We start from the raw sequence: 21546 nt of genomic DNA on the forward strand, positions 1-21546 counted from the left end.
AGGCGCTGCCGCTCCGCTGTCCTTGACCCCTAGCTCTCGATTCCGCGGCCGACTTCGGAGGCCGGGCGCAGGCGCTCGAGGGCGTCGGCGGCGAGGCGGCTGAGCGAGGCCAGGCCCTGTTCGGAGAAGACGTCGAGGGCGGTTTCCAGGGCGGTGACCGCGGCGACCCGGCGGCCGCCGTCCTGGCCGGTGATGTCGATGCGGGCTTCGTAGAGCCGGGCAAGGTGCAGTTGCGACAGGGCCCAGCCGACCGGATCGCGGCGGGCCGGCAGGTTGGCAAGCTCCATCTTCATGGCCGCCTCGGCCGCGTCGAGCACGGCGAGGTCACCGGTGATCTCGGCCTGGCGGGCGAGGCAGACGGCCCGCGCGCCGGCGGCCAGGCCGCGCAAGGGACTGGCGTCGAGCTTCTTCAGGACCAGGCTCGCGCGGTCGTAGCAGGTGACCGCCTGTTCGTAGGCGCGCGGCTGCGCGCTCGCGTCGCCGAGGCCCTGCAGGGCCTGGCCGAGCGCCACCTGGCTGCGGGCCCAGTCCAGCGGGCTGTGGTCGCGGCCGACCTGGTCGATGGCCGCGGCGAGCGCGGCGGCGCCGGCGGCGAGGATTTCGACGTCGCCGATCATCTCGCCCCACAGGGTGAGGACCTGGCCGCGCAGCAGCTCGGCGCGGGCCCAGGTCAGGGGCTCGTAGGCCGGATCGAGGCGGGCCGCGGCGGCGACGGCGTCATCGAGCGCGTCGCGGAACAGGGTCTCGTCCTTCAGCCGGGCGGCCCAGGCGCAGGTGAGGTCGGCGCGGATGATGCGGGCCTCGGCGGCGAACACGCGGGCGTGGCCGAGCCGGCGGCTGAGCGCCTCGAGCGCGGCGATCGGCTGGGCGAAGCGGCCGGCGGCGTAGCGCGCGGCCGTGGCGTCGCCAAGGGCCAGCTCGCGGCGGGCCTCGATGGCGGCCAGGCCGATGTCGGCCAGCGGGGCTGCGACACCGGTGCGGGCGCCGCCGCGGGCGTCGCGGAAGGCGGCTTCGGCCGCGGCTTCGAGGCCGGGGTCGCCGAAGGTCTCGGCGCCCAGCAGGGCGCAGAAGGCCTGTTCGCAGCGGGCGCGGGCCCAGCCTTCCCAGCGCCGGGCGGATTCGAAGGCGGCGGCGGCGGCCTCGGCGCCGGCGGCGGCCTTGCGCAGGGTGGCGGGATCGCCGGTGCGGCGGGCGACCTCGCGCCAGACCACGGCGGCGTCGAGCCGGCGCTGGGCGCGGTCCTTGGCGCTGATCCGGCCGGCGGCCACGTCGGCGGCGCGGCCTTCCTGCTGGATGAGGTTGAGGTCGAGCAGTTCGAGGAGGGTGGCATCGCCGCCGGTCAGGCCATCGGCCACCGTCTTGAGCCGCTCCGGCGCCAGACGCCGGAAGATCTCCCGCCCCAGTTCGAACATGCCGCCGCTCCCGCCAGGCGTCCGTCCCGGGATGAGACGGTCGGCCAGCGTCCTGAACGACAACAGCAAAGCCGGAGCCGGGGGCCTTAACAAGTGCTTAACGCGCCCTGTGTGGTTAACCGAAGCTTAACCGGAAAGGCGCGGACCGGGGTTCGGTTCCTTGCGGCGAGGGGCTAGGCGCGTTCCTTGGCGCGCTCGAAGCGGACCTTGGGGAAGCGCTCGGCGACATAGCCGATCTCCCAGGCGGACTTGGCGAGGAACACCGGCTGGTCGTCGATGTCGACGGCCATCGCGCCCCGGTGCTTGCCCATGAAATCCTCGAGATCGGCCTTGTCGGCGGCGATCCAGCGGGCCTCGGCATAGGGGCTCGCCTCGAAGATCACCTCGAGTTGGTATTCGTTGGCGAGCCGGTCGGCCATCACCTCGAACTGCAGCGGCCCGACGGCGCCGACGATGAAGTCCGCCCCCATGGTCGGGCGGAACAGCTGGGTGACGCCCTCCTCGGCCAGGCCCTGCAGGGCGCGGGTGAGGTGTTTGGCTTTGAGAGGGTCCTTCACGCGGACCCGCTGCAGGATCTCCGGCGCGAAGTTGGGCAGGCCGGCGAAGCGCAGGGTCCCGCTTTCGGACAGGCTGTCGCCGACGCGCAGGATCCCGTGGTTGGGGATGCCGATCACGTCGCCGGCGTAGGCTTCCTCGGCCAGCTCGCGGTCGGAGGCGAAGAACATCACCGGGGCGTTGACCGAGAGCTGGCGGCCGGTGTTCTGCACCTTCAGCTTCATGCCGCGCGCAAACTTGCCCGACGTCAGCCGCAGGAAGGCGATGCGGTCGCGGTGGTTGGGATCCATGTTCGCCTGGATCTTGAAGATGAAGCCGGAGACCTCCTTGTCGCCGGGCTCGACCTCGATCGGCGCCTCGGCCCTGGTCGCCTTCACCGCCTTGGGCGCGGGGGCATATTCGCCGAGGCCCTCCAGCAGCTGGTCGACGCCGAAGTGGCGGAGCGCCGAGCCGAAGAACACCGGCGTCATGTGGCCTTCCAGGAAGGACTGCAGGTCGAAGGGCTTGGAGGCCGCCTGCACCAGCTCGGCCCCCTCCTCCACCTCGGCCTGCTCCGCGGCGTCGAGGAAGGCGGCGGTGGAATTTCCGCCAAGCGGCACCGGCTCGGGATGGCCCTCGTCGTTATTGGCCACCTTCTTGGCGAACGGGATGAACCGCGCCCGCTGCAGATCGATCATGCCCTTGAAGCGGCCGCCGGAGCCGGCCGGCCAGTAAAGCGGCGCGGGATCGAGGGCGAGCTTGGAGGCGATCTCATCGAGCAGGGCGTAGGGGTCCTGCGCTTCGCGATCCATCTTGTTGATGAAGGTCAGGATCGGGATGTCGCGCAGCCGGCACACCTCGAACAGCTTCAGCGTCTGCGGCTCGATGCCCTTGGCGGCGTCGAGCACCATCACCGCGGCGTCGGCGGCGGTGAGCGTGCGGTAGGTGTCCTCCGAGAAGTCCTCGTGGCCGGGCGTGTCCAGCAGATTGAACATCTGGCCCGCGTGATCGAAGGTCATCACCGAGGCCGAGACGGAGATGCCCCGCTCGCGCTCGATCTTCATCCAGTCGGAGCGGGTGCGGCGGTTCTCGCCGCGGGCCCGCACCTGGCCGGCCGCGCGGATGGCGCCGCCTGCCAAGAGCAGGTTCTCGGTGAGCGTCGTCTTGCCGGCGTCCGGGTGGGAGATGATCGCGAAGGTGCGCCGCCGCGCCGCCTGGGCGGCGATTCCTGGACGAGCATTGGCGGCCTCGGCGGCGGGGGAAGAGCTCATGGGCGCGGCAGGTAGCCTGCGCGGCCGGGTTTCGCAAACGGCGCGCGGCGAGAGCCAGGCGCCGAGCGGGCCAAAACCTGCTGCGCCAGGGCGTAGATCGGACGGCTTCGCGCCCCGTCATGCGGCAAAATCGGCAAGCTCTTGCCCCAATTCTGGTGCTATCGCAGAGACCATGAAGACCCGCGCCGCCATGCCGAAACCGGTCCCAGGACCCGGTCCCCTCGCCACCAATCGCTCGCTTGAGATGCTCGGGCGGATCGACGAGCGGCTGCGCTGGCTCGCCACCTGGACGATCCACAACGCCAACCACCTCCGCGAGAGCCGCGACGGGCTGAAGGTGGGCGGCCACCAGGCCTCCTGCGCCTCCATGACCACCATCCTGACGGCGCTCTACTTCCATGCGCTGAAGCCGCAGGACCGGGTGGCGGTGAAGCCGCACGCGAGCCCGGTGTTCCATGCCGCGCAATATCTGATGGGCCGCCAGACCCGCGAGCAGATGGAGGCGTTCCGCGCCTTCGGCGGGGCGCAGTCCTATCCGTCGCGCACCAAGGACAAGGACGACGTCGACTTCTCCACCGGTTCGGTGGGCCTGGGCGTGGCGATCACCGCCTTCGCCTCGCTGATGCAGGACTATTTGAAGGCGCACGGCATGCTGGATCCGGCGCGCGAGGGCCGGTTCGTGGCGACGCTCGGCGACGCGGAACTCGACGAGGGCAACATCTACGAGTGCCTGATCGAGGCCTACAAGCACGACATCCGCAATGTCTGGTGGATCGTCGACTACAACCGCCAGAGCCTGGACGCGACCACCGCGGACCGGATGTTCGACCGCTTCGACGACATCTTCGAGACCGCCGGCTGGCGGGTGGTGACGCTGAAGTGGGGCAAGGCCCAGATGCGCGCCTTCGCCCGGCCGGGCGGGGCGGCGCTGAAGGCCTGGATCGAGGCCTGCTCCAACGCCGAATACGCGGCCCTGACCTATCAGGGCGGAGCAGCGTGGCGGATGCGGCTGACCACCGACATCGGGCGAGAGCCGGGGGCGCCCGCGCTCCTGGAGAGCTTTTCCGACGAGGACCTCCACCAACTGATGATCGGGCTCGGCGGCCACTGCCTGGAGACGCTCACCGAGGCCTTCGATGCGGCCCAGGACGACACGCCCACCCTGTTCATCGCCTACACCGTCAAGGGCTTCGGCCTGCCGCTGCAGGGCCACAAGGACAACCACGCCGGCCTGATGACCGCCACCCAGGTCGAGGCGCTGCGCCAGGCCATGGGGGTGCCGCAGGGCCAGGAATGGGAGCCGCTGGCCGGCCTCTCCACCGAGGCCGCGCAGGAGGTCAGGGCCTTCATCGACGCCGCGCCCTTCGCCCAGCCGGGCGAACGCCAGTTCAAGGCCGAGCCTGTGCCGGTGCCGCCGCGCGGCGCGTTCCCGAGCCCGGAGGGCGGCGAACAGTCCACCCAGCAGGCCTTCGGCAAGATCCTGCTGGAGCTGGCCAAGAGCCCTGGCCCGCTGGCCGACCGAATCGTCACCACCTCGCCGGACGTGACGGTCTCCACCAACCTCGGCGGGTTCGTGAACCAGCGGGGCCTGTTCCGCAGGCGCGAGACGGCCGACGTGTTCCGCGACGCCAAGATCCCCTCACCGCAGAAATGGGCTGGCGGCGGGGCGGGCCAGCACGTCGAGCTGGGCATCGCCGAGCACAACCTGTTCCTGAACCTGGCCGCCTTCGGCCTCTCCGCGCCGCTGTTCGGCGAGCGGTTGCTGCCGATCGGCACGGTCTACGACCCGTTCATCTCGCGAGGCTTGGATGCGCTGAACTACGCCTGCTATCAGGACGCCCGCTTCATGCTGGTGGCGACGCCGGCCGGCCTGACGCTCGGCCCCGAGGGCGGCGCCCACCAGTCGATCTACACGCCCTTGATCGGCATCGGCCAGCCGGGCCTGACCTATTTCGAGCCGGCCTTCGTCGACGAGATGGCCGAGGTCATGCGCTGGTCCTTCGAGCACATGCAGGCCGACGGCGGCGGCTCGGTCTATCTGCGGCTGACCACGCGCCAGATCGCCCAGCCCGAGCGCCGGGATGAGGCCTGGCGCGACGATGCGCTGAAGGGCGGCTACTGGCTGATCGACCCGGCCGCAGGCGCCGAAATGGCCATCGCCTTCTGCGGCGCGGTCGCGCCGGAGGTGCTGCAGGCGGCCGAGGCGCTGGCCGAGGATATCCCCGGCCTGGGGGTGCTCAACGTGGTGTCACCCGGCCGGCTGCATCGCGACTGGATCGCGGCGCGGCGCGGCCGCTGGCGCGGCGAAGGCCGCCGCGAGAGCCATGCCGAGGCCCTGCTGAGCCGGCTGGCGCCGGGGGCAGGCCTGGTGACGGTGATCGACGGCGCGCCGGCGACGCTCTCGTGGCTGGGCGCGGTGCGCGGCCAGAGGGTCAGCCCGCTCGGCCTCGACGGCTTCGGCCAGGTGGGCGACCTGCCCGACCTCTACCGCCACTACCGGCTGGACGTGGACGCCATCGTCGAGGCGTGCGCCGACCTCTACGCCTGAGCCCTCGTCGCCGCCAGGATCTCGCGCGGGGCGGCCTCGGCGCGGAGCTGGGCCAGGGTGCATTGGCGCGGGGCCTTGTCGGGGCGAAAGCGGAGCAGCTTGGTCCCGTGGCGGAAGCGGTCGCCGGTGACGTGGTCGTAGCGGACCTCGACAACGAGTTCGGGTTTGAGCGGCGTCCATTCGGTGGCGCGGCCGTTGGACCAGCGGCTGGGACCGCCGGGCCTGTCGCCGGTGAACCCCTCCCCGCCCGCGAGCTTCTCCAGGCGTTTGGTGAGCGCCGGGCGGTCGGCGTCGCTGATGGTCGAGGTGAAGCCCACGTGGTCGAGCCGGCCTTCGCCGTCATAAAGGCCGAGCAGCAGGGAGCCCACGAGCCTGCTGTCCTGTTCGTAGCGGAAGCCGCCCACCACGCACTCGGCGGTGCGCATGGCCTTGATCTTCAGCATGGCCCGCTCGCCGGCCAGGTACGGCCCGTCCAGCCGTTTGGCGACCACGCCATCGAGGGCGGCGCCGACCTCCTTGAGCCATTGGCCGGCCTGGGCGGGATCGTCCGTGCCCGGCGAGAGCAGGATGCGCGGCGCGGCCTCGAAGCGCTTGAAGAGCGCCTCCAGTTCGGCGCGGCGCCTGGTGAGCGGGGCGTCGACCAGCGAACGGCCCCTGGCGTCCAGCAGGCAGTCGAACAGCACCAGCGAGGCCGGGGTCTCGGCGGCGAGCTTGCGCACCCGGCTCTCGGCGGGGTGCAGGCGCAGCTGCAGGGCGTCGAAGGAGAGTTCCCCGCCCACCGGGATGACCAGCTCGCCATCGACCACGAAGCGCTCGACCGGCAGGGCCTGCAGCAGGGCCACCACATCGGGGAAGTAGCGGCCGAGCGGCTTGCCGGATTTCGACTTCAGCTCGACCGTGTCGCCCGCCCGGAAGGCCAGGCATCGGAAGCCGTCCCACTTGGGCTCGAAGCGCCAGCCGGGCTCGGCGGGGATGTCGGCGACCAGCTTGGCCTCCATGGGGGCGAGGTCGAGGGGGACGGCGAGGTCGGCGAGGCGCATGACCGCCAAGCGCCCGCGCGCTCAGCTCCGTTCCACGGGCTCGGTGAGGAAGTGGCGGCCTTCCTTGTCGTCGATCTCCACCACCCAGACGTCGGGATCGATGCGCAGGGCGCGTTCGATGTAGCGGTCGAGGTCGGGCTCGGCGTGCGAGGCGGCGGGCTCCATCCAGACGCGCTCGCCGTCGAGGCGGGTGGCCTCGGCATAGAGCCGGGCCGTGCCGTCGGTGCGGTTGAGCGCCTTCACCAGCACCGCGCCGGCCCGCGGGTCGCCCTTGCGCGCCACCACGCCGAACGCCCCGCCCAGCTCGGCCCGGCGGATCAGCGCGGTCACCCAGATGTCCGTGGAGAGCAGCATCGGGCGGGAAGATGCGCTGATGCGGGCGGGACTGTCATCCAGCCGCGTTGGCCACGGCGCACGGGCGGTGTTCGTAGAGCCGCCACTTGCCGGCCGCGGCGATCTGGACCGGGGCGCAGGTCGCGCCCTGGAACATCTGCGCAGGCGGAGCGCCGGCGCTGCGCACGAAGATGTAGCGGTAACGGTCACCGGCGTCGGCGCGCCAGTCGAAGCGGGTCGGGTTCTGGGCGATGATCTCGTCGACCGCAGGTGTGGCCGCCGGCCGGAAGCGGGCGATCTGCGGATGGAAGGCGGCGAAGTTGAAGTCGACGAAGCCGCCCCGCTCGGCCTGGTACCAGAGGGCGTGGTGCATGTAGGCATTGCTGCTGCGGTCGACCTGGCTGGTCGGATCGTAGATCAGCGCCAGCGCCCGCTGGCCCGGCGCGGCGGCGGCGAGCACGCCGTCGAAATCGCGCTGCTCGCGGCCGAACTCGAAGGACAGCCGGGCGTGCTGGAGGAGGATGGCGGCGGCGGCGAGGCCGGCGATCAGGCCGAGCCGGGGCTGCAGGCGCCGGGCCAGGCTGTCCGGCGCCGGCGGCTGCTCGCGCAGCAGCCAGGCGTAGGCCGGCGGCAGGAACAGGGCGAAGCGCTCGTAGAGCAGGGCTGTCGACCAGGCGTAGTGCGGCGCCAGGAGCATGGCCCCGAGGACGCCGCCGACGATCACCAACGCTTCGCGGGCCCGCCAGTCCGGCCGGAAGCCGGCGATGAGCGGCAGGCCGAAGATCGGGATGCAGAAGGCCGGCCAGGGGCTGAAGGGCGCGTCGAAGGGATTGAGCAGGGCCGAGAGGAGGTGGGCCCGCCAGGCGCCGAAAACGACCTTGGCGGCAAAGTCGTGGGTGATCGCCGCCTCGCGCTGGCGAGTCAGGATGGCGAAGGCCGCGGCGGCCGCGAGCAGGATCCAGAACGGCCAGGAGCGGACGATGAGCTGGCGCACGCTCTTGGCCCGCACCAGCAGGATCAGGCCGCCGATGGCGCCGGCGAAGAGGAACACCAGGCCGTGGGAGAGCAGCAGGGCGAGCCCCAGGGCGGCGAGGCCCGCGCCCTGTCGCGCCAGGCCTGAGCGGGCGTAACGGATGGAAAGCCAGATGAAGGCCAGGCCCAGCGGAGCGGCCACCAGGAAGGTGTACATGCCCCAGGCGTAGGCGAAGCCGAAGAAGCTGAAGGCGTAGAACGCGTCGAGCCGGGGTGAGGCCCCGAGCTCGCGGCGGATGGCGATGCAGGCCCAGATGAAGGCGCCATAGGCCGCGGTCAGCACCACCTTCAGCGCCGCCGCCGCCGACATCACGAAGGCGAGCGGCAGGGCCAAGCCATAGCCGATCAGATAGGGGGTCAGGAGATTGACGTGGATTTCGCCGGCCCAGGGCGAACAACCGAGCGCCAGGTCGTGCAACAGGGCCACCTGCCCCGCGTGCTGCGGCAGGTCGATCATCAGCGGCCGGGGCGAAATCCAGATGACCAGGGCGCCCAGGGCGAAGAGCGCGAGACGGCCGAGCATCGCGGCGTCGATCGGCGCCAGGCGGGCGCGCAGCGAGCGGCCCCCGAGCGCCGCGGCGAGGGAGGTCATCTCAGAGGGTCTTCTCGATGATGAAGCGCGGCCGGCGCTTGGTCTCGGCGTAGATGCGGCTGACGTAGCCGCCGATGATGCCGATGGCCAAGAGCTGCACGCTGCCCAGGAAATACATGGGAATCACGGTGGAGGCCCAACCCGGCAGGGCGTAGGGCGTGAACAGCCGCACGCCCAGCGCCCAGAACCCGGCGCCGACCGAACCCAGGGCCACCACGAAGCCCAGCACGGTGATCCACTGCAGGGGGACCGTGGAGAAGGAGAAGACGCCGTTGGCGGCCAGGGCGATCATCTTCGACAACGGATATTTGGTCTCGCCGGCGAAGCGGGCGTTGCGTTCGTAGGTGACCACCTCGCTGGGGAAGCCGAGCAAGGGGACGATGCCGCGCAGGAACAGATTCACCTCGGTGAAGCCGGACAGGGCCTCGATGGCGCGGCGGCCCATCAGCCGGAAGTCCGCGTGGTCGGCGACCACGTCGACGCCCAGCCGGTGCAGCAGCCAGTAGTAGGTCCAGGCGCTGTAGCGCTTGAACAGGCTGTCGTGCACGCGGCGGCCGCGGACGCCGTAGACGATCTCGGCCCCGCGCTGGTGGGCCTCGAGCATCTTGGGAATGGCCGCCAGATCATCCTGCAGGTCGGCGTCCAGGCTGATCAGCACGTCGCCCGGCGCGTTGAGCAGACCGGCCAGGAGCGCGTGCTGGTGGCCGCGGTTGGCCGACAGCCGGATGCCGCCGACGCGGGCGTCCCCGGCCCGGCCCGCCTCGATGATCGCCCAGGTGTCGTCGCGCGAACCGTCGTCGACGAAGGTCATGGCGCTGTCGGCGCTCACCAGGCTGCGGGCGACCAGGTCGTCGAGCAGGGCCAGCAGGCGGGCGATGGTCTCGGGCAGCACCGCCTCTTCGTTGAAGCAAGGCACGACCAGGTTGAGGCGCTTGGGCTTCATCGGATCAACGCAGGTTGATGAGCAAGAGGCCCGCGAGGACAAAGCCGACGCCGGCCAGCGCCCGCGGCGGCACGACCTCGCCGAACAACATCGCGCCGCTGACATAGACGATGACGAAGGTCAGCGCCGTGTAGGGATAGACCAGCGTCAGCGGCGCCTTCGACAGGGCGAAGATCCACAAGAGGGCGCCCAGGACGTAAAAGGTCAGGCCGCCCGCCAGCCACGGATTGACGAAATCGATCGCCGCGGCGCGACCCGCCGCGCCCTGCTTGAGCATGAGCTGGCCGCCCGCCGCCGAGAGACTGCTCAGGAGCAGGAGGGCATGGACCCAGAGCGGCACGGCCTCAGCCCCGCGCCAGGGCGCGTACGAACTGCCGGTGCTTCATCGCCGCCAGGTGGGAGACCGTGAACGCCGGCAGGGCGCGCAGCATCAGTTTGCGCACCTTCATGGGCAGGGGCGAGACGTCGGGCACCGGCGAGCCCGGTGCGATCTCGGCGTCGCGGACCTGGGCCGGGAGGGCGGCCGTGGCGCGCTCATGGACGTAGAGCAGGGTGTTGTAGCGGTACCACCACTCGATCTCGGCCTCACGGGCGATGCGCGGACGCAGGTAGTCGAAGGCGCGGTAGCCGCGCTCGGCGAACAGGTCGCGCCAGTAGCCGAGCGGTCGTTCGTTGATGTGGCCCTTGCCGCCCTGGCCCGGGACCGCGGCCGAGAACAGGATGTGGTCGCCGTGGCCGACCAGGTTGTCGATCAGCCCGGGCCCGGCGTCGGGCGGGACGTGCTCGGCGACCTCGAGGCACTGGACCAGGTCGTAGCGGCGGCCAAGCGCCAGCGGCTGGGTGATATCGGCGGGCCAGAAGCCGTCGGGGGCGATCAGTAGCAGCGCGGGGTCGAGGTAGTCGCCGTCGAGGCCCAGCACCTGGCTGACGCCGAGCTCCTGGTGCACGCGCAGCCAAGCGGCCGCGCCGCAGCCGACATCGAGGACGCTGCGGACCTTCAGGACCTCATGGACCAGCGGCAGCAAGAGGCGCGCGGAACGCAGCGCGCCTTCCCGCTGATACTCGTAGAAGGTGTCGTCGTAGGGCGAGATGGCTTGGGACACGCGCGTTCCGGACCCAGGTTGAGGCAGCCGCGAAGCTGCGCCGCAAGGATGGAAGATGGGTTAAGCGCGGCGCGCGGGCGTGGCAACGGCGCGCCTCGTCGCACGGGCGCGATTGCCGCCTGCCGGTTCACGGTCCGGAAACCCCGTTCCGCTAAGACCCTGGCAAGGCCCGTGTTCTGTTGGGCCGCAAAGAGACAGAAGACGCATGACGGACACGCGCATCAATGCGCGGCCGGCGTCTCGGTGGATGGGGTTGTTGGGTGCGGCGCTGGTCGTGGCGCCCGCCGTTGCACGCGCGCAACCGCTGGACCTGTTCTACGAGCGTACGGTCATGGAGGCTGCGGATTCGCGCTGTGGCCTGTTCACCCCACAGCTGGCCAGCGCGCTGGCCGCCGCCGCCGCCCAGGCGCGGGGCGCGGCCCTGCGCGCCGGGGCCAGCCGTGAGGAGATCGAGCGTGCCGACCGCGTCGCCCGCCTGCGCGCCGCCGAGGCCGACTGCCGCTCGCAGGACGTGACCGTGGCCGCCAACCGCGTGAAGCAGGCCTTCGCCAGCTATGGCCGCATCAACCGGCTGACCTATCACGGCGATGTCGCCGCCTGGGCGGCCGATCGCTATGTGACGCCGACCAATCCGTGGCGGCTGAAGCAGGAAAGCGCGTTCGGCGCGGACCATATGTCGTTCGGCCTGGCGGGGAGCGAGGACGCCGCGGTGCTGCTGGCCGTGGCCCAGTTCGCCGACGGGGCGACGCCCTATGGCGCGCGCCTGGTGTTGCGCGACACTCGCCGCAGCTCCGGACCCTATCTCAGGCGCTCCGGCGCCGGCCCCACGGTGGGGCTGAGCCTGCCCGACCGCCTGCCGCCCGCCGGCGCGCTGACCGGCATGCTGGCCGAGGCGCGGGGCGAGGCGGGTCACGACCTCTTGCCCAAGGGCCAGCAGGGCCAGGACGAAGGCTGGGCCTTCCGCTTCCCGGCCCAGGCGGCGCTGGCGCTGGCCAACCTCGACCCCCGCGAGGCGGTGGCGGTGGACTTCCTGTTCCCGGGCGACAAGGTGCGCCGCGCCTATGTGGAGGTCGGCGACTTCGCGGCGGGCCGGGCTTTCGTGCAGATGGCCTCTCGTTAGAGAATTGCGTAGGGCCCGGCGGGCGGCGATAAGCGCCCCTGTGTCGACCCAGCGCACCCTCACCGCCCAGGAGCTCTATGAACAGGCGCTCGCCGCCGGCGACGCCGACCGGCCGGACGAGGCCGAGCGGCTGCTCAGGCTGGCGTTCCGCGTGGCGCAGGGGCCGAACCTCCTGGTCACCCTGGGCGTGGTGCTGGAGCACCAGGCCCGCTTCGACGAGGCCCGGACGATCTTTCGCGCCGCCCTGACCGCCACCCCCGAGGAGCCGACGATCGGATTCCCGCTGGCGCTGAACCTGCTCAGGGCCGGCGACTATGCCGAGGGGTTCCGCCTCTACGAGCGGCGCGAGGTGAAAATCACCAAGGCCATGGTCGGCCGCCCGCGCCTGAGCTTTCCCGAGTGGCATGGCGGGCCGGTGAAATCGCTGGTGATCCTGCCCGAGCAGGGGCTGGGCGACGAGATCATGTTCAACCGCTACGTGCCCGTGCTGAAGGCGCAGGGCGTCGAGGTGACCCTGCTCTGCCGGCCGAGCCTTGAGCGGCTGTTCGCTGCGCTCGGCGTGCGGTTGCTGCCGCTGGGGCCCAGCGTCGAGGTCCCCCGCGCCGAGGCCTGGGCCCTGTCGCCCTCGCTGCCGCTCAGGATGGGGACCACGCCGGCCACCGTGCCGGAGGCGGTCTATCTGCCGGGCGGCGCAGGCGGCCGCGGCGTGGGCGTGATGACGGTGGGCAGCCTCGATCCCGATCCGCGGCGCGCCCTGCCCAGGCCGCTGGCCGAGCGGCTGCTGGCCCTGCCGGGCGCGGTCAGCCTCGATCCGGCGGTGACCGGGGCGAAGGACTTCGAGGACACCCGGGCGATCGTCGAGGGGCTGGAGATGGTGATCACCGTCGACACGGCGGTAGCCCACCTGGCCGGCGCCATGGGCAAGCCCTGCTGGACCTTGATCCCCTTCACCCCCGACTGGCGCTGGGGCGAGCGCGGGGCGCACACGCCGTGGTATCCCGCGATGCGCCTGTTCCGGCAGCCGAAGCTGCTGGACTGGGGAAGCGTCGTCGCCGAGGTGATCGCGGCCTTCGAGAGCCGCTGATCAGCCGCCGACCGAGGCTTCCGCCGGGGCCACCGCAATCGGCGGATCCAGCACCACCACCGGCATGCGGACGGTGACGGTGGTGCCCTCGCCCACCGTGCTCTCGAGGCACATCTCGCCGCCGTGCAGTTTGGCGAAGGCCCGCACCAGCGACAGGCCAAGGCCCGCGCCAGCGGCCCGCTGGGTGGCGTCGCCGGCCTGTTCGAAGGGGGTGCCGAGCCGCTCCAGGTCGCCTGGCGCGATGCCGACGCCGGTATCGGAGACGACGATCTCCAGCATCTCCTCCACCGCCTGGACGGTGAGGGTCACCGAGCCGTTCTGCGGGGTGAACTTGAGCGCGTTGGAGACCAGGTTGAGGGCGATCTGCTTGATCGCGCGACGGTCGGCCTCGACCTCAAGGGCCTCCGAAGGCAGGACGCCGCGCAGCTGGACGCCCGCCCGCTCGGCCTGGCCGCGCATCAGCCGGATCACCGCGCTGACGGCGTCGCGGGCGTCGAAAGCCTCGCGGGCCAGCTCGAAGCGCTCGGCCTCGATCTTCGACATGTCGAGCACGTCGTTGATGAGCTCCAGGAGGTGCGCGCCGGCGTCGTGCACCAGGTCGGCGTATTCGGCGTAGCGGTCGCTCATCGGGCCAAACAGCCGCTGCCGCATGATGTCGGAGAAGCCCATGATGGCGTTGAGCGGGGTGCGCAGCTCGTGGCTCATATTGGCCAGGAAGCGGCTCTTGCCGGCGTTCTGCGCCTCGGCCGCGGTGCGCGCCTGATCGAGTTCGGTCTCGCGGCTGCGCTGGGCGCGGGCGTCGCGTAGCGCACCGGCGATGCGGATCGAACTCATGCGGCGCAGCGACAGCACGCACCAGCCGAGCGGATCGTGCGCAGGCGTGAAGGCGATCTCCGCCGTGCCCTCGGCGATGGCGCGCTGCAGGGCCTCGTCGACGGCCGGGCGTTCGTCGGCGGCGACGAACTCGCCGAAGTTGCGCGAGGCGATGTCGTGGAGGTCGAGGCCGGGCGGCGGCTGGCCATAGGCCTCCAGGACGCGGCCGCCAGGATAGAGGGTGAGCAGCAACTGCGGCTGGTTCGCCAGCACCTCGCGCAGGCCAAACTCGACGTCATCGCGCTCCCGGTCGCGGCGGCGGACCGCGGCGTGCAGCGCCACGAGCGCCGCGCCCAGGCCCAGCGCCGAGGTGGCGGTGGCGAGCATGCCGAGCCAGGGGGCCGCGGCCGGTTCTACGTGCGGCAGGGGCAGGAGCAGGCTGCCCAGCGCCGCGATGCCGGTGGCCGCGACGGCGGCGGCGGCCCCCAGCGGCAGCAGGCGGGCGACGCGGAAGGCGGCCGTGGCGGCCAATGGGGCCAGGCACCAGGCGGCGAGCGGTCCGGCCACCCCGCCGGTCATCTGGCAGGCGAGGGCGCCGGAAAGCCCCCAGAGCACGATGGCGACGCCGCGCGCGCCGTCCGAGCCCGCGAGCGCCAGCAGCGCCCCGAAGACCGCCGCGGCCGCGCCGACGCCCAAGGCGGCCAGCTCGACGCCCGGCCCCAGCAGGCTGCGCGCCACGAGGCCCGCCCCGGCGGCCAGCACGGCGGCGGCCCAGGCCAGATGCCACAGGACCGCGAAGCGTCGTTCCCGCGCCTGCGCCCGCTTCGCCGTGTTCGATCGTCGGCTGGATCCGGCCAGGATCGGCCCTCCACATCTCTGTCCGCGCAAGTTGCGGACGGTTGCAGCTTAGCGGCCTACGCGAGCCCGGTTAAGACCGCTCGCCTGCTGCGCGACCTTCGCACGACCCTAAGAGCTTCGTCGGAAACAAAATCGTAAGCGGGACGCGAAAGAATGCCGATCTCTGAAACCTGAAGGCCCGCGCCCGCAAGATGCGCACAGCGGCTGAAAAAGCCCCGGCTCGGCGCGTGTCCAAGGACGCTGCGCTGGAAGCGCAGAAACGCTCGTTCCTGCGGATGGTGAGCCATGAGCTGCGCACGCCGCTGAATTCGATCCTCGGATTCTCCGAGATCCTAGCCACGGAGCTCTACGGGCCGCTGGGCGCGCCGCAGTACCAGGAATATGCCGAAATCGTCCGCGACAGCGGCCAGAAGCTGCTGAAGCTGGTCAACCAGGTGCTGGAGATCGCCCGGTTGGAAGGCGACGCCATGGACTTCGAGGCGCAGCCCGAGGCGCTGGGGCCGGTGATCGAGGACCTGCTGGCCGGCTTCGCCGCCGAGATCGCGGAGGGCGCGGTGACGGTGAAGGCGCCGGCGGCGTCGTTGCCCAGCGTGCTGGCCGACGAACGTGGCCTGAAGACGCTGCTCTCCGGCCTGATCCACAACGCCATCGTCTTTTCGCCGGCGGGCGGCGAGGTGAAGATCGCCGCCCTGCAGCGCGGCAAGACCGTCGAGATCGCCATCGAGAACCCAGGCGAGCGGTTCGAGCCCGCCGATGTCGGCCGCCTGCTGCAGCCCTTCGAGCAGGGGGAGACCGCCCTCACCCGCCGGTCGCACGGCGCAGGGCTGGGCCTTTCCATCTGCGCTCTGACCGCCAAGGCGATGGGCGGGCGGCTGGCGCTGAGCGCCCGGCCGCGGGGCGGGCTGGCGGCGCGGGTGACCCTGCCGGCCGCCTGATGGCGGTTGCGGATAGCGCCGGGGGTCCTTAAGTCGCCCGCGATGAGCGCCATCGACACCGAGCTGACCGCCCTGGCCGACGAGTTCGACCTCCTGGGCGATTGGGAGGAGCGCTATCGCTATGTCATCGACCTCGGCAAGGACCTCAAGCCGCTGACCGACGCCGAGCGGACCGGGCCCAACAAGGTGCGCGGCTGCGCCAGCCAGGTGTGGCTGGTCACCGAGCCGCAGGACGACGGATCGCTGCGGTTCCGCGGCGACAGCGACGCCCATATCGTGCGCGGGCTGATCGCCATCCTGCTCAGGCTCTATTCCGGGCGCGCGCCGGGTGAGATCCTGGCGTTCGACGCCAAGGCGGCGTTCGACCGGCTGGGGCTTTCCGGCGCGCTCTCGGCGCAGCGGTCCAATGGCCTGGCCTCGATGGTGGCCCGCATCCGCAGGGACGCGGAGCTGGCGGCGGCGGCCTGATTCTGGGTCGCGCAGCCGGACGCAAAAGCGGTCCCCACTTTTGCTGGCTGTCGCTTCTAGGCCGCGCGGACCCCGCTGATCACCTGGCCGAGGCCGATCACCGCGTCGTAGCCGAGGATCATGTCCACATCCCCGCCCTCGGACGCCAGCGGCAGGCGCAGCCACAGCAGCGACAGGTGCGAGGCCCCGCGCCAGGCGAGGCTGTGGACGCCCACCGCCGGGCGGGCGTCGGCGACCACCTTGCCGAGCTCGAGGCGCCAGTAATCGGCGGCGGCGGCGTTGTAGACCTCGGCCAGGCCGCGGCCGGTGATCTCGCGCCCATAGACGTCGTAGAGGCCGGTGCCGGCCAGCCGGATGCGGAAATCCAGCGGCTCGCGGACGACGTCGATGAGGCTGAGGGTGGGCAGCAGACGCTTGATGTCGCCGGGGTGCAGATCGCGGCGGGCCGGCAGCGCCGCGCCGCGCCGGCGTGACGCCCAGTAGGCGAACAGCTCCTCGTGCGCGCGGATGGCCGCCGCCGGGGCGCCGATCTGCGCCGCCATCCTCAAATTCCCTTACAACTGCTTGGAATCGCAGCGAATCACTTATCGCCTGATGCGCGAATCGGCGGCAAGCGAAATTGGGTTAATAACGGCGGTTTCGAGGCGGGTGAGTCTTACATGTCCTTCTCCCCTTGCGGGAGAAGCGACTCCGACGCGAAAACGCCCGCCGGTGAAAGCGGGCGTCTGGGATTTCGCGATGGAGGCCGGGGCTAGCGCTTCTTGCGCGCCGCCTGGCGGCCGCCTTGGCCGAGGCCCATCTGCTTGGCCAGGTCCGAGCGGGCCTTGGCGTAGTTGGGGGCTACCATCGGATAGTCCTTCGGCAGGCTCCACTTCGCCCGGTACTCCTCGGGGCTCATGTTGTACTTGGTGCGCAGGTGCCGCTTCAGCGACTTGAACTTGCGGCCATCCTCGAGGCACACGAGGTAGTCGGGCGTGATCGAGCGGCGGATCGGAACGGCCGGCTCCTTCGGCGCGGCCTCGGCGGCCTCGGCCCCGGAAGAGATGCCGGCCAGCGCGCGGTGCACGCTCTGGATCAGGCTCGGCAGGTCACTCGCCGTGACAGAGTTGTTTCCGACGTAGGCGGAAACAATGTCCGCGGTCATCTCGATGACTTCCGACTTCTCGTCCATTCTTGTCGTTCCACAGGAAACGCGCCAACAGCGGGCGCTGAATCGATCATAAGATCAGTAGCGAGGTCATTATCTGGAACTCAAGGCAAGCACAAGCCGTGCTTTTTCGGTTTTTTCGGCCTTGCTCGCCAAAAAAAGCAATTGAACCGGGATATCAAAGTCGAACGTCGGGCTTCCCCCGAGTAAGCAAACGCGACTCTACCTGCGAGAAATTGGTCGCCGCCGGCTCGCGTGGGAGACGATCGGTTCATGAAAAGACTTCGTCACCTTGAGCCTGTGTCGGTCGGCCCTCAATCAGCCGCCTGGCGGAATCCGCCCTAGCCAAAGGTCGGCGGGGTCCAGTGCGGCCAGATGTCGGGAAGGTCCTTCGACACGGTGTCGGGGAACCGCGGCGGGCGCTTCTCCAGGAACGAGGTCACCCCTTCGCGCGCGTCGCCAGACCGGCCGCGGGCCTGGATGCCGCGGCTGTCGGCGCGGTGGGCCTCCATGGGATGGGCGGCGCCGGCCATGCGCCAGATGAGCTGGCGGGTCAGGGCGATGGAGATCGGCGAGGTGTTGTCGGCGATCTCGCGGGCCAGGGCGCGGGCCGCGGGCAGCAGGTCGTCCGGCTCGTGCAGCGAGCGGACGAGACCGCGGTCGTGGGCTTCCTGCGCGGGGAAGATGCGGCCGGTGTAGCACCATTCGAGCGCCGTCTGGACGCCCACCAGGTGCGGCAGGAACCAGGAGGACGCCGCCTCCGGGTTGAGACCTCGCCGGGCGAAGACGAAGCCGTAGCGCGCGGCGGTGGAGGCCAGCCGGATGTCCATGGCCAGCTGCATGGTGACGCCGACGCCGACCGCGGCGCCGTTGCAGGCCGAGATCACAGGCTTGAGGCTCTCGAAGATGCGCAGGGTGAGCAGGCCGCCGCCGTCGCGCTGCAGGCCGTCGACGGTGCGGGCTGCCCGGTCCTCGCCGCCGCGCTTGTCGTAGTCGAAGGTCGTGGCCCCGGCCGAGAGGTCGGCGCCGGCGCAGAAGGCCCGGCCCGCGCCGGTGACGATCACGCAGCGCACGGCGTCGTCGGCGTCGGTGGCGTCGAACACCGCGATCATGTCGGCCATCATCTGGGTGTTGAAGGCGTTGAGCTTCTCCGGCCGGTTCAGGGTGACCGTGGCGACCCCGTCGTCCACGTCATAGAGCAGGGTCTCGAAGCTGGTAGCGGCCATCTCTCTGTCATCCTCCGGAGGTCGATCGGGCATTCCCAGCGTCTTGACGGACGGTAGGTCAAGGCCCGCAATGGCGACTGAACAAAGATAAGTCAGGGCCCGGCCAAGGTTCGCTTGGGCCCCGCGGGGAGTGAACAGCATGCATCCGTCCGCCCACGCCAGGGCCCATCCCGACAAGCCGGCCTACATCATGGCCTATTCCGGCGAGACGGTGACCTATGGGGAGCTGGAGGCGCGGTCGAACCAGACGGCGCACCTGTTGCGCAGGCTGGGCCTGGTGGCCGGCGATGCGATCGCCTTCTTCATCGAGAACCATCCGCGTTACTACGAGCTGCTGTGGGCCGCACAGCGCTCGGGCCTGCGCTTCACCTGCCTGTCCTCCAAGCTGACGGTGGGCGAGGTCGAGTACATCGTGAAGGACTGCGGGGCGAAGGTGTTCGTGAGTTCGCAGGCCCTGTCGGAGATCGCCCTCGAGGTCGCCCCGCGCATCGGCGGCGTCACGCTGTTGATGATCGGCGGCGAGGCCGGCGCCTACAAGAGCCTGGAGGACGCCCGCGCGGATCTGCCGACCACGCCGATCGCCGACCAGAGCGCCGGCGGGGCCATGCTCTATTCCTCCGGCACCACCGGCCGGCCCAAGGGCGTGCGCCGCGCCACCCCCGCCGATCCGGCGATCGACGCGCCCAGCCCGCTGGCCAACCTCGGCCAAGCGCTCTACGGCTGGACGCCGGACACGGTCTATCTGTCGCCGGCGCCGCTTTACCACGCCGCCCCGCTGGGCTGGTCCATGGCCGTGCAGGCGATGGGCGGCACGGTGGTGATGATGGAGCGCTTCGACGCCGAGGACGCCCTGCGGTTCATCGAGCAGTACAAGATCACCTCGGCCCAGTGGGTGCCGACCCACTTCGTGCGCATGCTGAAGCTGCCGGAAGAGGTGCGGACCCGCTACGACCTGTCGTCGCTGAAAGCGGTGTTCCATGCCGCCGCCCCCTGCCCCGTGCCGGTGAAGGAACAGATGATCGCCTGGTGGGGCCCGATCGTGCACGAGTATTACGCCGGCACCGAGGGCAACGGCTTCTGCATCATCAATTCCACCGAATGGCTGGCGCACAAGGGATCGGTGGGCCGCGGCCTGACCGCCCAGGTGCGCATCTGCGACGAGGAGGGCGAGCCCCTGCCCCCGCGCGCCGAGGGCATGGTGTTCTTCGAAGGCGGCGGCCAGTTCGAGTACCACGGCGACCCGGCCAAGACCGCCGAGAGCCGCAACAAGCATGGCTGGACGACGCTTGGGGACGTGGGCTGGATTGATGAGGAGGGCTACCTCTACCTCACCGACCGCAAGAGCTTCATGATCATCTCCGGCGGGGTGAACATCTATCCGCAAGAGATAGAAAACTTGCTGATCACCCATCCGAAGGTGGCCGACGCGGCGGTGGTCGGCGCGCCAGACGAGGAGATGGGCGAGAAGGTCGTGGCGGTGATCCAGCCGATGGACTGGGACGCCGACCACGAGGCGCTACGCGCCGAGCTGATGGCCTATGCGCGCGCCAACCTGAGCCACGTGAAGGCGCCGCGGGTGATTGACTTCATGAAGGAGCTGCCGCGGCACCAGACCGGCAAGCTCTACAAGCGCCTCATCCGCGACGCCTACTGGGACAAGGCGGGCGCGCGGATCGCCTGATTGCCCGCCCCCTCCCCCCGCTTCGCAGGGGCGGTAGGGGCTGCTAGAGGTCGAGGCCTGAATTCAGAGACCATACGAGGGAGCAATCCGAATGAACCCGGTTGAGATCAAGGACCTGCCCGGCCTGGTGGGCACGGAGGTTGGCGTTTCGGACTGGCTGCTGGTCGACCAGGACCGGGTGAACAAGTTCGCCGACGCCACCGGAGACCACCAGTGGATCCACGTGGACGTGGAGCGCGCCACCCGCGAGATCGGCGGGCCGATCGCCCATGGCTACCTGACGCTCTCCCTGATCCCCCACCTGTCGGCCGGCATGCTGCCGGTGAAGGGCGTGACGCGGGGCATCAACTATGGCTCCGACAAGGTGCGCTTCACCAACATGGTCCGGGTCGGCAAGCGGGTGCGCCTGCGCCAGAAGCTGATCGGCGCCGAGCCGAAGGCCGGCGGCATGCAGCTGAAGAATGAGTGCACCATCGAGATCGAGGGCGAGGACAAGCCGGCCTGCGTCGCCGAGACGATGTCGATCGTCTACGGGGGGTAGCGGTTCGGCCCCGGGGGAGGATCTTCTAGTCCGGCCTTGCGGCTTCTTCGGCGGAGGCGGCCTTGGCGCCCGTCACCGGGACTTCCTGGGCGACCGTGGTCACCGGGGACGTCGGATCGTGGAGCCGGGCCAGGGTTTCGCGGATGAACTTGGCGTGGGTGACGATGCCGATCTCCAGCCGCTCGTGGTTCAGCTCCACCTGCTGGGTGAGCAGGCCGGCGATGAACTCCGGCGCCCCGCCGGCGGCGCCCGAGGGACGGTGATCCTGGTTGGTCATGTACACCGGGCCGCCGGAATTGCCGGGGAAGACCGCGAAGTCGAGCAGGAAAGTCGGGAAGATCTTGGCCGGCGCCACCGGATAGGAGGCCACGCGGCCCGAGCGCAGGATCGGGAAGCCCGCCTGGTTGGCCGCGAGGCCCCGCGGGAAGCCCAGCGCCATCATCTCGTCGCCCGCCCGGACCTTGTAGTCGGCGAAGGTGTCGTCGCCGGCCAGGTAGCTGGCGGGGATCGCCGCCTTGGCGAACTCCGGCGGGGCGGTGATGACCAGGGCCGCCACGTCGCGCGACGGGTGGTGGGTCCAGAGCTCGTGGCCCGCGCCGTCGCGGATCTTCAGCTGCTGCGGGGAATAGGCCCAGCTGCCGTCGGCGTTCTCGATGCGGTAGCCGATGGTGGCCATGCCGCGCGGCATGCCGGAGAGCACGTGGTTGGCGGTGATCAGCACGGTGCGCGGCCGCCCGTCCGGCGAGGGCTCGGAGATCAGGAATCCGGTGCCGACCGTGCGCGTGCCATCGCCCAGCGGCTGTTCCAGCTGGACCGTGGCGTGCATCAGCTCGACGGCGAGATCGATCGCCATGGCGTCCCCGAC

Annotated in this window: 20 protein-coding genes; 7 read left to right on the forward strand and 13 right to left on the reverse strand. The window is 70.7% G+C overall.

The genetic code is table 11. The features are described from left to right. Window positions 1-29: 29 nt before the first annotated feature. A complete protein-coding gene (locus VGT80_RS05080) occupies window positions 30-1412 on the reverse strand; it encodes a hypothetical protein (RefSeq protein WP_327453493.1) in 1383 nt (460 codons plus the stop codon). Between the two features lie 173 nt (window positions 1413-1585). Further along, on the reverse strand, window positions 1586-3217 hold the full coding sequence (locus tag VGT80_RS05085) for a peptide chain release factor 3 (RefSeq protein ID WP_327453495.1): 1632 nt from the start codon (window positions 3215-3217) through the stop codon (window positions 1586-1588). A gap of 172 nt (window positions 3218-3389) precedes the next feature. Here VGT80_RS05085 and VGT80_RS05090 point away from each other — a divergent pair, with 172 nt between their 5' ends. Next, window positions 3390-5765 (forward strand): transketolase, encoded by a 2376-nt coding sequence (locus VGT80_RS05090; protein ID WP_327453497.1) that lies wholly within the window; start codon window positions 3390-3392, stop codon window positions 5763-5765. Here the strand turns inward: VGT80_RS05090 and VGT80_RS05095 are convergent. Genes VGT80_RS05095 through VGT80_RS05120 form a run of 6 tightly spaced genes read right to left on the reverse strand, consistent with a single transcriptional unit; the run spans window position 5756 to window position 10808 of the window. Beyond that, entirely contained in the window at window positions 5756-6805 is a 1050-nt protein-coding gene (locus tag VGT80_RS05095; protein WP_327453499.1) for an ATP-dependent DNA ligase, read from the reverse strand. The two genes, VGT80_RS05090 and VGT80_RS05095, sit on opposite strands and share 10 nt — an antisense overlap. A gap of 21 nt (window positions 6806-6826) precedes the next feature. Continuing rightward, entirely contained in the window at window positions 6827-7159 is a 333-nt protein-coding gene (locus VGT80_RS05100) for a DUF1491 family protein (RefSeq protein ID WP_327453501.1), read from the reverse strand. A 34-nt stretch (window positions 7160-7193) separates the two neighbouring features. Beyond that, a complete protein-coding gene (locus tag VGT80_RS05105; protein WP_327453503.1) occupies window positions 7194-8762 on the reverse strand; it encodes a hypothetical protein in 1569 nt (522 codons plus the stop codon). Between the two features lies 1 nt (window position 8763). After that, on the reverse strand, window positions 8764-9705 hold the full coding sequence (locus VGT80_RS05110) for a glycosyltransferase family 2 protein (protein ID WP_327453505.1): 942 nt from the start codon (window positions 9703-9705) through the stop codon (window positions 8764-8766). Window positions 9706-9709: 4 nt separating this feature from the next. Continuing rightward, the gene (locus VGT80_RS05115) at window positions 9710-10045 is read right to left on the reverse strand and encodes a hypothetical protein (RefSeq protein WP_327453507.1); all 336 of its coding nucleotides are present in this window, start codon (window positions 10043-10045) and stop codon (window positions 9710-9712) included. Window positions 10046-10049: 4 nt separating this feature from the next. Beyond that, window positions 10050-10808 (reverse strand): methyltransferase domain-containing protein, encoded by a 759-nt coding sequence (locus tag VGT80_RS05120; RefSeq protein ID WP_327453509.1) that lies wholly within the window; start codon window positions 10806-10808, stop codon window positions 10050-10052. Window positions 10809-11013: 205 nt separating this feature from the next. On the opposite strand from VGT80_RS05120, the gene VGT80_RS05125 reads away from it, so the two are divergent. Continuing rightward, window positions 11014-11928 (forward strand): hypothetical protein, encoded by a 915-nt coding sequence (locus VGT80_RS05125; RefSeq protein ID WP_327453511.1) that lies wholly within the window; start codon window positions 11014-11016, stop codon window positions 11926-11928. Window positions 11929-11968: 40 nt separating this feature from the next. Continuing rightward, window positions 11969-13012: a hypothetical protein gene (locus VGT80_RS05130; protein WP_327453513.1), complete on the forward strand. Its 1044-nt coding sequence runs from the start codon at window positions 11969-11971 to the stop codon at window positions 13010-13012. On the opposite strand, the gene VGT80_RS05135 is transcribed toward VGT80_RS05130, so the two are convergent. Next, window positions 13013-14587, reverse strand: a complete 1575-nt coding sequence (locus VGT80_RS05135; RefSeq protein ID WP_327453515.1) for a HAMP domain-containing sensor histidine kinase — start codon at window positions 14585-14587, stop codon at window positions 13013-13015. A 323-nt stretch (window positions 14588-14910) separates the two neighbouring features. Here VGT80_RS05135 and VGT80_RS05140 point away from each other — a divergent pair, with 323 nt between their 5' ends. Then, the gene (locus VGT80_RS05140) at window positions 14911-15618 is read left to right on the forward strand and encodes a HAMP domain-containing sensor histidine kinase (RefSeq protein ID WP_327453517.1); all 708 of its coding nucleotides are present in this window, start codon (window positions 14911-14913) and stop codon (window positions 15616-15618) included. Window positions 15619-15660: 42 nt separating this feature from the next. Beyond that, entirely contained in the window at window positions 15661-16086 is a 426-nt protein-coding gene (locus VGT80_RS05145; RefSeq protein WP_327453519.1) for a SufE family protein, read from the forward strand. Window positions 16087-16142: 56 nt separating this feature from the next. Here VGT80_RS05145 and VGT80_RS05150 read toward each other — a convergent pair whose 3' ends face one another. From VGT80_RS05150 to VGT80_RS05160, 3 genes are all read right to left on the reverse strand, one after another. Beyond that, window positions 16143-16628, reverse strand: a complete 486-nt coding sequence (locus VGT80_RS05150; RefSeq protein ID WP_327453520.1) for a PAS domain-containing protein — start codon at window positions 16626-16628, stop codon at window positions 16143-16145. Window positions 16629-16837: 209 nt separating this feature from the next. Beyond that, on the reverse strand, window positions 16838-17257 hold the full coding sequence (locus tag VGT80_RS05155) for a MucR family transcriptional regulator (RefSeq protein WP_327453522.1): 420 nt from the start codon (window positions 17255-17257) through the stop codon (window positions 16838-16840). A 317-nt stretch (window positions 17258-17574) separates the two neighbouring features. Further along, window positions 17575-18459 (reverse strand): crotonase/enoyl-CoA hydratase family protein, encoded by an 885-nt coding sequence (locus VGT80_RS05160; protein ID WP_327453524.1) that lies wholly within the window; start codon window positions 18457-18459, stop codon window positions 17575-17577. A gap of 139 nt (window positions 18460-18598) precedes the next feature. Here VGT80_RS05160 and VGT80_RS05165 point away from each other — a divergent pair, with 139 nt between their 5' ends. Further along, entirely contained in the window at window positions 18599-20140 is a 1542-nt protein-coding gene (locus VGT80_RS05165) for an acyl-CoA synthetase (RefSeq protein WP_327453526.1), read from the forward strand. 91 nt (window positions 20141-20231) lie between these two features. Then, window positions 20232-20681 carry a MaoC family dehydratase gene (locus tag VGT80_RS05170; protein ID WP_327453528.1) on the forward strand — a complete coding sequence of 150 codons (450 nt, stop codon included), beginning with the start codon at window positions 20232-20234 and terminating at the stop codon, window positions 20679-20681. A 25-nt stretch (window positions 20682-20706) separates the two neighbouring features. Here VGT80_RS05170 and VGT80_RS05175 read toward each other — a convergent pair whose 3' ends face one another. After that, window positions 20707-21534: a serine protease gene (locus VGT80_RS05175; RefSeq protein ID WP_327453530.1), complete on the reverse strand. Its 828-nt coding sequence runs from the start codon at window positions 21532-21534 to the stop codon at window positions 20707-20709. Window positions 21535-21546: the final 12 nt, after the last annotated feature.

It is taken from the genome of Phenylobacterium sp. (genome assembly GCF_035944335.1).
Lineage (GTDB): Bacteria > Pseudomonadota > Alphaproteobacteria > Caulobacterales > Caulobacteraceae > Phenylobacterium.

Bases quoted from the DNA above. Each gene is read 5' to 3' on its own strand.
- VGT80_RS05095 (WP_327453499.1), bottom strand. From the start codon at position 6,805: ATGCGCCTCGCCGACCTCGCCGTCCCCCTCGACCTCGCCCCCATGGAG.
- VGT80_RS05080 (WP_327453493.1), bottom strand. From the start codon at position 1,412: ATGTTCGAACTGGGGCGGGAGATCTTCCGGCGTCTGGCGCCGGAGCGG.
- VGT80_RS05110 (WP_327453505.1), bottom strand. From the start codon at position 9,705: ATGAAGCCCAAGCGCCTCAACCTGGTCGTGCCTTGCTTCAACGAAGAG.
- VGT80_RS05165 (WP_327453526.1), top strand. From the start codon at position 18,599: ATGCATCCGTCCGCCCACGCCAGGGCCCATCCCGACAAGCCGGCCTAC.
- VGT80_RS05090 (WP_327453497.1), top strand. From the start codon at position 3,390: ATGAAGACCCGCGCCGCCATGCCGAAACCGGTCCCAGGACCCGGTCCC.
- VGT80_RS05105 (WP_327453503.1), bottom strand. From the start codon at position 8,762: ATGACCTCCCTCGCCGCGGCGCTCGGGGGCCGCTCGCTGCGCGCCCGC.
- VGT80_RS05145 (WP_327453519.1), top strand. From the start codon at position 15,661: ATGAGCGCCATCGACACCGAGCTGACCGCCCTGGCCGACGAGTTCGAC.
- VGT80_RS05100 (WP_327453501.1), bottom strand. From the start codon at position 7,159: ATGCTGCTCTCCACGGACATCTGGGTGACCGCGCTGATCCGCCGGGCC.
- VGT80_RS05085 (WP_327453495.1), bottom strand. From the start codon at position 3,217: ATGAGCTCTTCCCCCGCCGCCGAGGCCGCCAATGCTCGTCCAGGAATC.
- VGT80_RS05175 (WP_327453530.1), bottom strand. From the start codon at position 21,534: ATGGCGATCGATCTCGCCGTCGAGCTGATGCACGCCACGGTCCAGCTG.
- VGT80_RS05150 (WP_327453520.1), bottom strand. From the start codon at position 16,628: ATGGCGGCGCAGATCGGCGCCCCGGCGGCGGCCATCCGCGCGCACGAG.
- VGT80_RS05160 (WP_327453524.1), bottom strand. From the start codon at position 18,459: ATGGCCGCTACCAGCTTCGAGACCCTGCTCTATGACGTGGACGACGGG.
- VGT80_RS05170 (WP_327453528.1), top strand. From the start codon at position 20,232: ATGAACCCGGTTGAGATCAAGGACCTGCCCGGCCTGGTGGGCACGGAG.
- VGT80_RS05155 (WP_327453522.1), bottom strand. From the start codon at position 17,257: ATGGACGAGAAGTCGGAAGTCATCGAGATGACCGCGGACATTGTTTCC.
- VGT80_RS05125 (WP_327453511.1), top strand. From the start codon at position 11,014: ATGACGGACACGCGCATCAATGCGCGGCCGGCGTCTCGGTGGATGGGG.